The following is a 10,032-nucleotide window of genomic DNA, read 5'->3' as shown; positions in this document are numbered from 1 at the left end:
CAGCCACCCACACCCCCGCACCTAATCGCCACCCGGCGTCTCACGCCATTCCCGCACCACACGCTCCACGTCGATCGGCCCCATGCCCAGCGGTGGGCCCTCAGGAGGCCGCCGGATCGCCGCGCGGATCTTGACGTTCACGTCCTCGATGATCTTCCGCACCCGCTCCTCCGACCGGGCGCGTCCCGCCGCCGCGACGGCGTCCTCCGCCTCCTTGCGCAGCGCGAGCGAGGGCGGCAGATACGACAGTTGCTCGCTCTCCATCTTCCCGCGGACCCACCACAGGTCGTCGTACGGCTGGTCGAGGCCGCGCAGCGGCTTGCCCGCGCCCGGCAGGCGGGCCAGTTCGCCCCGCTCCTCGGCCTCGCGGATCTGCCGGTCGACCCAGGTCTCGAAGTTCACGCCGGGGGGCTTGCGTTCGGTCATCGTCCACTCCTTCGCCGGACGGCGGTGCGGCAGCACGGCGGCACGGCTGCCCCTCCAGGGTACGAGCGGGCCGCGACCCGGCGGGAACCGGGCCGGAACGGGCTACAACCGGGCGATCCGCGCGTGCCGCTGGCGCGGGGCGCGCCGCGCCGGGGCCACCCCGGTCAGCAGGACCAGCCGGGCCGCGCGGTGCCGCTGCCTCGCGTAGGGCGCCAGCAGCTCCAGCATCCGCGCGTCGTCGGCACCGCGCTCGCCACCGAGCGCGAAGCCGATGATCCCCGGCAGGTGCAGGTCGCCGACCGTGAGGGCGTCGGGGTCGCCGTTGGCGCGTTGCAGCGCCTCGGCCGCCGTCCACGGGCCGATGCCGGGCACCGCCTGGAGGCGGGCCATGGCGGCGGGCAGCTCCATCGCCGACGCCTCCTCCATCCGCCGGGCGAGCCGCACCGCGCGCACCACGGCCGCCGAGCGCTTGGGATCGACCCCGGCCCGGTGCCACTCCCACGACGGGATGCGGGCGAACGCCACCGGCTCGGGCATCACGTACATGCCCGCCGCCGCCCCCGGCCCCGGCGCGGGCTCGCCGTGCCACGTCAGCAGCAGCCGCCAGGCCCGGTACGCCTCCTCCGTGGTGACCCGCTGCTCCAGGATCGACGGGATCAGCGATTCGAGGACCAGCCCGGTGCGGACCAGCCGCACCCCCGGGTTGCGCCGCAGCGACTCGGCGACCAGCCGGTGGTGCGGAACGAACGCCTCCGGTTCGTCCTCGGCGCCCAGCAGCCCCGGCAGCCGGTCGAGCGCCCAGGGTGCCCCCTCGCCCCACGCCGTCGCCGTCACCCCGTCCGCGCCCGCCGCGAGGCGGAGCGTCGCGGGTCCGAGCGGCGTGCGGGTCGCGCGCCACACCACCCCGTCGCGCCCGGCGCGGAACGCGGGGTCGTACGGCCCGCGCCGCAGCACGAGCAGGCTGCGGCGCAGGTCGTAGGGGGCCTCTGGGGCCCAGACGCGGGTGCGGCTGTGGTCGGGCACGATCGGAAGGCTAGCGAGGGACCCGTGCCGCGCCCCATCCGCCCCGGGTCTCGCCGGCGCGGCCCCGGGCCAGGGGCGTTCATCTGCCCTGGAGCCTCGCGGCCGTCTCCCGCACGGTCGGCAGGTCGCCGTACAGCTCGTCGCCGGGGCAGTCGGTGGCGTAACCGTCGCGGTGGCCCGAGACGTTGTTCAGCCGCACCGTCGTGCCCGCCGGGTACGTCCCGCCGCCCGAGGTCCTGTTGTTGCTGTTGAGCGGGTTGCGGTTGTGCAGGCCGAGCTTCCACGCGGTCAGCAGCGACAGCGCGTCGCGCACCTCGCGCCCCGGGTCGGTGGAGGAGTAGGTGCCGAGGACGGCCACGCCCATGCTGTTGTGGTTGAACCCGGAGGTGTGCGCGCCCTGCACCGGTTCGGCCACGCCGCCCGCGCGGCCCTCGTAGATCTGCCCGCACTTGTCGACGAAGAAGTTGTAGCCGACGTCGCGCCAGCCCTGGCTCTCCACGTGGTAGCGGTAGATGCCGCGGATGAGCGAGGGAGCCTCGTCGCAGGAGTAGTTGTTGCCGCCCGCCGTGTGGTGCACGAAGACGGTCTTGACGGTGTCCGTGTAGACGAAGCCGCTCTCCCGCAGCCCCTCGTCCGCGCCCCAGCCGGAGCGGATGACGATGGGCGGGCGCGGCCCCTCGTGCTCGCCCGCCGCGGACCGCTCCTCCACCTGCTGCGCGGGGGCGCCGTCCGCCTCGCTCTCGCCCGGGTCGATCAGCTCCACGGACAGGCCCTCGGGCAGCCCGCCGGCCGGGTCGCCCCGCTCGGGCACCACCCGCACCCGCACGCCGTCCGAGGCGCCGACCCACAGCGGCGCGGTCCCGCCGCGGACCTCCCCGCCGCCCGCCTCCGCCGTGCCGGGGTCGGGCGCGTGGTGGGCGGCCGGGTCGAGTTCGAGCCAGTCCGACCAGGCGCCGGTGGCCTCGGAGCGGGCGCGTACCTCCACCCGGCCGCGCAACTCCTCGGCGGGGTCCGACCAGACGACGCCGAGCAACGAGTACGGGCCGGTGTCCGTGGACGGGAGCCCCCGGCTTCCGGCGGGCTCGGCGGGCTCGGCCGTGGAGCCGGGGTCGCCGCCCGCGCGCATGCCGACGTCGAGCGGCTGAAGCGCGAGGGACTGGACGCCACCGGCCCGCGGGGCGGCCGAGGCGGGGGCCCGGTCCCGCGGCTCGCCCACCGCCCGGGCCGCGTGGTCGGCGGGCGCGGGATGGGCAGCCGCGCTGCCCGGCAGAAGAAGGGGAACGACGAGGGCGGCCGTGCAGGCCGCACCGATCGTGGAAGCGAGGAATGAGCGCATGTCAAATCTTGGACATAGCGGAGCGTATATGTCTATTTACGGAGTAACGGGGGTGTGACGGACCGTGAGTTTCCGCGGGCCCACGCGTCCACCGACCGGCGCAGCGCCCCCGCGTACGCTGGCGCGGGTGAATATCCATGACCGCACCCCCGCCGACCTGCTGCGTTCCGCGCTTGCCACGGACGGGACGCGCCCCCTGGTGACGTTCTACGACGACGCCACCGGGGAACGTGTCGAGCTCTCCGTCGCCACCCTGGCCAATTGGGTGGCGAAGACGGCCAACCTCCTCCACGACGAGCTCGCCGCCGAGCCCGGCGACCGGCTCACGCTGCACCTGCCCGCCCACTGGCAGACGGCCGTCTGGCTGCTGGCCTGCTCCGCCACCGGCGTGGTCGCCGACATCGGGGGCGACCCGGCCTCCGGTGACCTGGTGGTCAGCGGCCCCGACGCGCTCGACACGGCCCGCTCCTGCCGCGGGGAGCGCGTCGCGCTGAGCCTGCGCCCCCTCGGGGCGCGCTTTCCCCAGCCGCCCGAAGGCTTCGTCGACTACGCGGTGACCGTCCCCGGCCAGCCCGACACCTTCGCCGCCACCGACCCGCCCGGCCCCGCCGACCCCGTGCTCGTGCTCGACGGCGTCGACATCTCCGGCGGCGAGGCCGTGGAACGCGCCCGCGCCGACGCGGCGTTCCGCGGACTCGGCACGGGCGGGCGGATCATGTCGCTGGCCCCGTTCGACAGTTGGGCCGGGATCTCGGCCGGTCTCCTCGCCCCGCTCGCCGTTGGCGCCTCCGTCGTCCTGTGCCGCAACGCCGCCCGCCTCGACGCCGGGGCCCTGGCCGCGCGCCGGGAGAGTGAGCGCGTCACCCACTTCGCCGACTGACGGTGGCAGCGGCCGGGAGCCGCCCGCAGGATCGTGAGCATGAGGGTGCCGCGACAGGCCACGTACCAGGGGCTCGTCGCCGTGCCCGAGCCATGCTCGCCGCCCGCCCTCCCGGTCCCGGCCGCCGGGGCGCCGCCCGGCGACCCGCCCCGGCGCGCCCGCCGCTGGGCGCGCTGGGTGGCATCGGCCGTGGCCACCGCCCTGCTGGTGACGGCCGCGGCCGGCTCGGCGCTGGTGACCGGGACCCGCGGCGAGCCGCGCCCCGACCCGTTCCCCGTCACGGATTCCGATCGTTAATCCCATGCGCGGGTAAAGAGCAAGGAGATAAAAAACTCTAAAAAGGGTAACTAGCCGGATGATTGCCCCCACCGCTCCGGGTGGTGTAGGTCACCGTAATCGCGATGCGCGGAACCTGGCGGCTAGTGTGTGCCGTCTGACCTGTAGCAGGCACACGGAGGGCGCACCGACTCGTGGAAGCGCAGGGACGCGGGGGCGCGGGAAATGTCGATCCCGCGGATCAGTGGGTGTTCAACCCGGAGACCGGCACCTATGAGCTGCAACTGCCTGGCGCGGGACGGCCAGGGCAGTCCGGACAGCAGGGGCGGCCGTCGTCTCCCGCGGGCGGTTCACGCACCGCGCGTAACACTCCGCCACAGCAGCGTCGCAGTCCGTCATCCGCTCCCGGCGACCGTGAGACGCCGCCGGCGGGCGACCGGCCCGTTCCCCCGCAGCGCGACCGCCGCGCTCCCGGCGGCAGCCGCCGCAAGGGCGCGGGCGGAGGAGGAGGCGGGACGCGGGACCGCCGCAAGGCGAAGAAGCAACGCTCCCGCACGAAGAAGGCGTTCATGTGGATCGGCGGCACCCTGGCGCTGCTGCTGGTCGTCGGCTGCGCGAGCGCCTGGTACCTCTACAACCGCTTCAACAACAACATCGAGAAGTACGACGTCGGCATCGAGAACGACTACCAGTCCGACGAAGCGGTCAACCTGCTGTTCATCGGCACCGACACCCGCGACGGCTCGGGCAACGACAGCTACGGCGGCGACGCGAGCGAGGGTGCCGACACCACGGTGCTCATGCACTTCTCCAAGGACCGCACCCACGCCACCGGGCTGAGCATCCCGCGCGACCTCATCACCGACATCCCGGACTGCGAGGTCAGGCAGGAGGACGGCAGCACCATCACCGTTCCCGGTTCGCAGGACGTCCGCTTCAACCAGAGCCTGGGCACCGACGGACGCGACCCCGGCTGCGTCTGGCGCACGGTCGAGGAGCTGACCGGCGTCAGCATCAACCACTTCATGATGGCCGACTTCAACGCCGTCAAGGACCTCTCCACCGCGGTCGGCGGCGTGCCGGTCTGCGTCTCGGAGCCCATAGACGACCCCAAGTCGGGCCTCCAGCTCGACGCCGGGCGGCACGAGCTCCAGGGCGAGGAAGCCCTGTCGTTCGTGCGCACCCGGTACTCGGTGGGCACCGGCAGCGACCTGAGCCGGATCGAGCTCCAGCAGCAGTTCCTGGCCTCGATGGCCCGCCAGATCACCGAGCGCGACCTGCTCTCCAGCCTCGGCAGCTTCTACGACCTCGCGGACGCCGCGACCAAGGCGCTCGCCGTGGACACGGGCATAGGCAGCATCGACAAGCTCTACGGGCTGGCGTCCGAGGTCGGGAGGGTCCCGATGTCGGACATGGCCTTCGTGACCCTGCCCGTCGTGGACAACCCGGACGAGCCGGAGGGCGCCAAGGCCACCGTCGTGGTCGACGAGGGCAGGGCCCAGCCGATCTTCGAGATGCTCCAGCAGGACATCTCGATGACGGCCGAGGAGGGCGAGGGGTCGGGCGGCGAGGGCGGCGAGGGGGGCGACGCCGAGCAGGAGCCCGAGATGGCCCCGGCCGAGGAGGTCAGGGTCGACGTCTACAACGGCGGTAACGTGATGGGTGCCGCCCAGGTCACCCTGGACTGGCTCCAGAACGACCAGGGAGTGCTGCTCTCGACCAACAAGGGCAACGCTCCGGCGCCGCAGGCCGAGACCACCCTGGAGTACGGCCCTGACCAGGCCGACCAGGCGGCGACCCTGGCTGACATGATGGGGCTGCCGGACTCCGCGCTCAAGGAGCAGTCGGAGGACGCCGGCGAGGCACCCATGAGTCTGATCCTCGGGGACGACTTCCAGGGCGCGGGCCAGCCGATCGAGGTCCCGGCGGAACGGCCGGCGGACGTCGACAGCATCACGGCGGATGACGAAGACGTCTGCGCCTCATGACGTCTCCACCGCTCGTGGCGGGCGGGGACGAGCGGAAGAGACGAGTGGGGGATTCCCGTGCGGAGAACCGGCATACCCGGTGAGGGTGAGGGCGGCCCCGCCCGCGGCACCAGCAGCGCCGCGCAGCTCGGCTGGGACGACAGCCTCTACCAGCGGGGCGACGGCGGCCCCGCCCCCGGCGCCGGCCCCGGCACCTCCGCCCGCACCGGCGGGCCCGTCTCCCCGCACGACCACCCCGACACGGAAGGCAACGGACACCCGGGCGGCCCCGGTGGCGGCCCCGGCCGTCCGGGAGGCGGCGGTCCGGGCGGCCCCCCGGGCCCGCGCGGACCGGGCGGCCCGCCCGGCGGCGGCGCCCGGCGCACCCGCAAGAAGCCGGTGTCCCGCTGGCGCCGTGTCCTCGTCTGGACCTCCGCGGGGGTGGCGTTCGTCCTCCTCGCCGTCGCGGTCGCCGGCTGGCTCTACCTCCGGCACCTCAACAACAACCTCACCAAGGACGAGCTCAACCTCGGCGAGAACCAGCTGGACCGTGCCGAGCCCAACGCCGCGGGCCAGACCCCGCTGAACATCCTGCTCCTCGGCTCCGACTCCCGCACCGGCGAGGACAACCAGGCGCTGGGCGGCGGCGGCGAGGGCGGCCAGCGCGCCGACGTCCAGCTCCTCATGCACGCCTCGGCGGACCGCAGCAACATCAGCCTCATCAGCGTCCCGCGCGACACGATGGTCACCATCCCGCAGTGCACCGACCCGGACACCGGCGAGGTCTACGAGGAGGCCCCCAAGGCGCGCATCAACTCCGCCCTCGACCACGGCGGCCCCGGCTGCGTGGTCGCCACCTGGGAGGAGATGACGGGGGTCCCCATCGACCACTTCATGATGCTGGACTTCTCCGGCGTGGTGGAGATGGCCGACGCGGTCGGCGGCGTCCCGGTCTGCGTGGACGCCAACATCTACGACGACAGGTCCCACCTCAGGCTGGAGGAGGGCACCACCGTGGTGGAGGGCGAGCAGGCCCTCCAGTGGCTCCGCACCCGCCACGGCTTCGAGAACGGCAGCGACGCGGTCGGGCGCACCCGCGCCCAGCAGATGTATCTGAGCAACATGGTCGACGAGCTCCAGGCCGGCACCTCCCTGACCAACCCGACCGAGCTGATGAACCTGGCCGAGGCCGCGACCAGCGCGCTGACCGTCGACCACGGCCTCGGCACCGTTCAGAAGCTCTACGACCTCGGCGAGGACCTGCGCTCGGTGCCGGGTGACCGCATCAACAGCGTGACCCTGCCCTGGCTCCCCGACCCGGACAACCCGGACGCCACGGTCGTTCCCGACCCGGAGGCGGCGGAGGCGCTCTTCGCCCTGGTCCGGGAGGACATACCGCTGGACGACCAGGACGCCGCGCCCGCCGACGACGGCGAGAGCGGCGAGGGCGGCGGCGAGGGCGGCGAGGACGGCGCCGACGCGTCGCCCGAGGCCACGGCCGACCCCGCGGCGGATATCCCGGTCGCCGTCCGCAACGGCACCGGCGGCGACCTCGAACTCCCGGTCAACGGCCGGGCCAGCGTGATCACCGACGAGCTGCACCGCCTGGGCTTCACGCTCGCGGGCACCGACGAGACCCCCGTCACCGAGGCGGTCAGCCAGGTCCTCTACCCGGAGGGCGGCAACGCGGCCAACGCCGAGGCCGTCGCGTCCGCGCTGGGGCTGCCGGGCTCGGCGGTCCGGATATCCACGACCGTCGAACAGGTGACCCTCGTCATCGGCGCCGACTGGCGCGAGGGCACCTCCTACACCGAACGCCCCGAGGACCCGGGCGACGGCGGCGCCACGGACGGCGGCGAGGGCGGTGACGGCGGCCCGGCCGTCGACGAGGAGGCCATCCTCTCCGGCGACGAGGAGGCGTGCATGCACGTCAACCCCGCCTACACCTGGTAGCCGCCGCGCCCGGCCGGCGAGGGCGGCCCCCGCCGGTCGCCCGGGTCAGGGCGTGGTGACCGGCTCCCTGCGCGAGGCGATGACCTTCCGCGCCAGCTTCCGCGGGCTGGTCAGATAGCCCCAGCCCCAGGACAGGTGCATGGTGGCCAGCGCGAGCGGGATCCGTGCGCGCGCCCCCACCGGCAGCCCGCGCCCCGCGGGCACCGAGCCGAGGGCTATCGCCGCCAGATAGCCCGCGGGCACCCCGTAACCCCAGGGCGTCAGCGCCCCGCCCACCACGAACCCCGCGGCGATGGCGAGCAGCGCGGCGGGCGGCGCCAGGTAGCGCGGGTTGATGGAGCCGGAGTGGTAACGGGCCACCACGTGCCGCCAGCGCCCGTAGTTGCGGTACTGCTTGGCCAGCTCCCGCACCGAGGGCCGCGGCCGGTAGGAGACCGTCAGCTCGGGCGAGAACCAGATCAGCCCGCCCGCCTGCCGGATCCGGTAGTTGAGCTCCCAGTCCTGCGCGCGGATGAACTCCTCGTTGTACCCGCCCTGTTGCTCCAGCACCTCGCGGCGGAAGACCCCGAGGTAGACGGTCTCCGCCCGCCCCGCCTCGCCGCCGGTGTGGAACGCCGCGTTCCCCACGCCGATCCGCGAGGTCATCGCCGCGGCCACCGCGCGCTCCCAGTCGTTCTCGCCCTCGGCGTGCATGACGCCGCCGACGTTGACCGCGCCGGTCTCGTCGAGCAGCCGCACGGCCGTGGCGATATAGCCGGGCGAGAGCATGCCGTGCCCGTCCACGCGCACCACCACGGGGTGCCTGGACGCGTTGATCGCGGCGTTGAGCCCGGCCGGGGTCCGGCCGGTCGGGTTGGGAACGGTCCGCACGCGGGCGTCCTCGGCGACGAGTTCGCCGGCGATCCGGTCCGTCCGGTCGGTGGAGGGGCCGAGCGCGATCACGACCTCGATCTCGCCGGGATAGTCCTGCTCCAGAATGTGCCGGACCGAGCTGCGCAGATGGCGCTCCTCGTTGAGCACCGGCATGATGACGGACACCGCGGGGGTCGGAATGCTGGTCACCGGCTCACGTTACCGCGATCGGGGGACCCGGGCGCGCGCCACCCCAGGCCATAGATCGTATGGACATACGGTGACGGGCGGGAGGTGACCGACGATGCCCGTCCGACGCCCGAACCGCCGCCGCTGGGGCCTGAAGACCGCCGGCGCGCTCGCCGCCCTCGTCCTGCTCATCAGCGGAGCGGGCCACGCGGTGGTCTCCTCCGCCGAGAGCAACGTCCGCCGCGTCGACCCGTTCTCCGGGCTGCGCGACCGCCCGGACGCGGGCCGCGGCCTGAACATCCTGCTCATCGGCACCGACACCCGCGACGGCCTCACCGCCGAGGAGCGCGACCGTTACCACGTGGGCGACGCCTCGTGCCGCTGCGCGGACGCCGTTCTGCTGCTCCACGTCTCGGAGTCCCGCGACCGCGCGACCGTCGTCAGCCTGCCCCGCGACTCCTACGCCACGCTCCCCGCGCACACCTTCGCCGCGGACGGCAGCCACCACGGGACCCACGCCGACAAGCTCAACGCCGCGCTCTCGCACGGCGGTCCCCAGCTGATGGTCAGCACCGTGGAGGACCTGACGGACCTGCGGGTCGACCACTACCTGGAGGTGAGCTTCGTCAGCTTCATGCGCGCCGTGGACGAGATCGGCGGGGTCAAGGTGTGCACCAAGCGCCGCCTGAGGGATCACTACTCGGGCCTCGACCTGCCCGCGGGCACCTCCGTCCTGGACGGCGCGACGGCCCTGGCCTATGTCCGCGCCCGCCACCTGGACGGCACCTCGGACTTCGACCGGATGGAACGTCAGCAGCGCTTCCTGGCGGCCTTCCTCGACGAGGCGGTCAGCGCGGGCGTCCTGCTCAACCCGGCGCATGTCGGCAAGACGGCCGACGCCCTGCTGGACTCCGTCCGGGCCGACCCCGGCTTCGGCGCCGAGCAGATGCTCGAACTGGCCGGGCTGATGCGCCACTTCACCACCTCGGGCGCCGACTTCACCTCGGTCCCGGTCGCCGACACGGCCCACGACGTCCCCGGCCTCGGCTCCACGGTCACCTGGAACGAGAAGGAGGCCAGGGCCCTCTTCGCCGCCCTCCGGGAGGACACCCCCCTCCCCACCCCGGAAC

At 73.8% G+C, this 10,032-nt stretch carries 9 protein-coding genes; 5 read left to right on the top strand and 4 right to left on the bottom strand.

What is annotated here, in order from left to right; translation table 11 throughout:
• Window positions 1–21: 21 nt before the first annotated feature.
• The 3 genes from ADY01_RS27180 to ADY01_RS27170 form a co-directional block, all read right to left on the bottom strand.
• Window positions 22–426 carry a DUF1992 domain-containing protein gene (locus ADY01_RS27180; RefSeq protein ID WP_049578796.1) on the bottom strand — a complete coding sequence of 135 codons (405 nt, stop codon included), beginning with the start codon at window positions 424–426 and terminating at the stop codon, window positions 22–24.
• Between the two features lie 102 nt (window positions 427–528).
• A complete protein-coding gene (locus tag ADY01_RS27175; protein WP_053171256.1) occupies window positions 529–1,449 on the bottom strand; it encodes a DNA-3-methyladenine glycosylase family protein in 921 nt (306 codons plus the stop codon).
• Window positions 1,450–1,528: 79 nt separating this feature from the next.
• Complete coding sequence (locus ADY01_RS27170) at window positions 1,529–2,785, bottom strand: peptidoglycan recognition protein (RefSeq protein ID WP_049578792.1); 1,257 nt, start codon at window positions 2,783–2,785, stop codon at window positions 1,529–1,531.
• A 127-nt stretch (window positions 2,786–2,912) separates the two neighbouring features.
• Here ADY01_RS27170 and ADY01_RS27165 point away from each other — a divergent pair, with 127 nt between their 5' ends.
• The 4 genes from ADY01_RS27165 (at window position 2,913) to ADY01_RS27150 (ending at window position 7,861) form a co-directional block, all read left to right on the top strand.
• Complete coding sequence (locus ADY01_RS27165; protein WP_049578790.1) at window positions 2,913–3,665, top strand: TIGR03089 family protein; 753 nt, start codon at window positions 2,913–2,915, stop codon at window positions 3,663–3,665.
• Window positions 3,666–3,704: 39 nt separating this feature from the next.
• Window positions 3,705–3,962, top strand: a complete 258-nt coding sequence (locus ADY01_RS27160; protein WP_049578788.1) for a hypothetical protein — start codon at window positions 3,705–3,707, stop codon at window positions 3,960–3,962.
• Between the two features lie 548 nt (window positions 3,963–4,510).
• Entirely contained in the window at window positions 4,511–5,929 is a 1,419-nt protein-coding gene (locus tag ADY01_RS27155) for an LCP family protein (protein ID WP_324613336.1), read from the top strand.
• 57 nt (window positions 5,930–5,986) lie between these two features.
• Window positions 5,987–7,861 (top strand): LCP family protein, encoded by a 1,875-nt coding sequence (locus ADY01_RS27150; RefSeq protein WP_049578784.1) that lies wholly within the window; start codon window positions 5,987–5,989, stop codon window positions 7,859–7,861.
• 45 nt (window positions 7,862–7,906) lie between these two features.
• On the opposite strand, the gene ADY01_RS27145 is transcribed toward ADY01_RS27150, so the two are convergent.
• Entirely contained in the window at window positions 7,907–8,914 is a 1,008-nt protein-coding gene (locus ADY01_RS27145) for a glycosyltransferase family 2 protein (protein ID WP_107081839.1), read from the bottom strand.
• Window positions 8,915–9,017: 103 nt separating this feature from the next.
• Here ADY01_RS27145 and ADY01_RS27140 point away from each other — a divergent pair.
• Window positions 9,018–10,032, top strand: a 1,015-nt coding sequence (locus ADY01_RS27140; RefSeq protein ID WP_049578783.1) for an LCP family protein, incomplete at its 3' end; no start/stop codon positions are given.

The sequence above is a fragment of the Streptomyces sp. SBT349 genome, from assembly GCF_001083795.1.
Lineage (GTDB): Bacteria > Actinomycetota > Actinomycetes > Streptomycetales > Streptomycetaceae > Streptomyces.
This window is presented reverse-complemented; position numbering and strand designations above follow the sequence as displayed.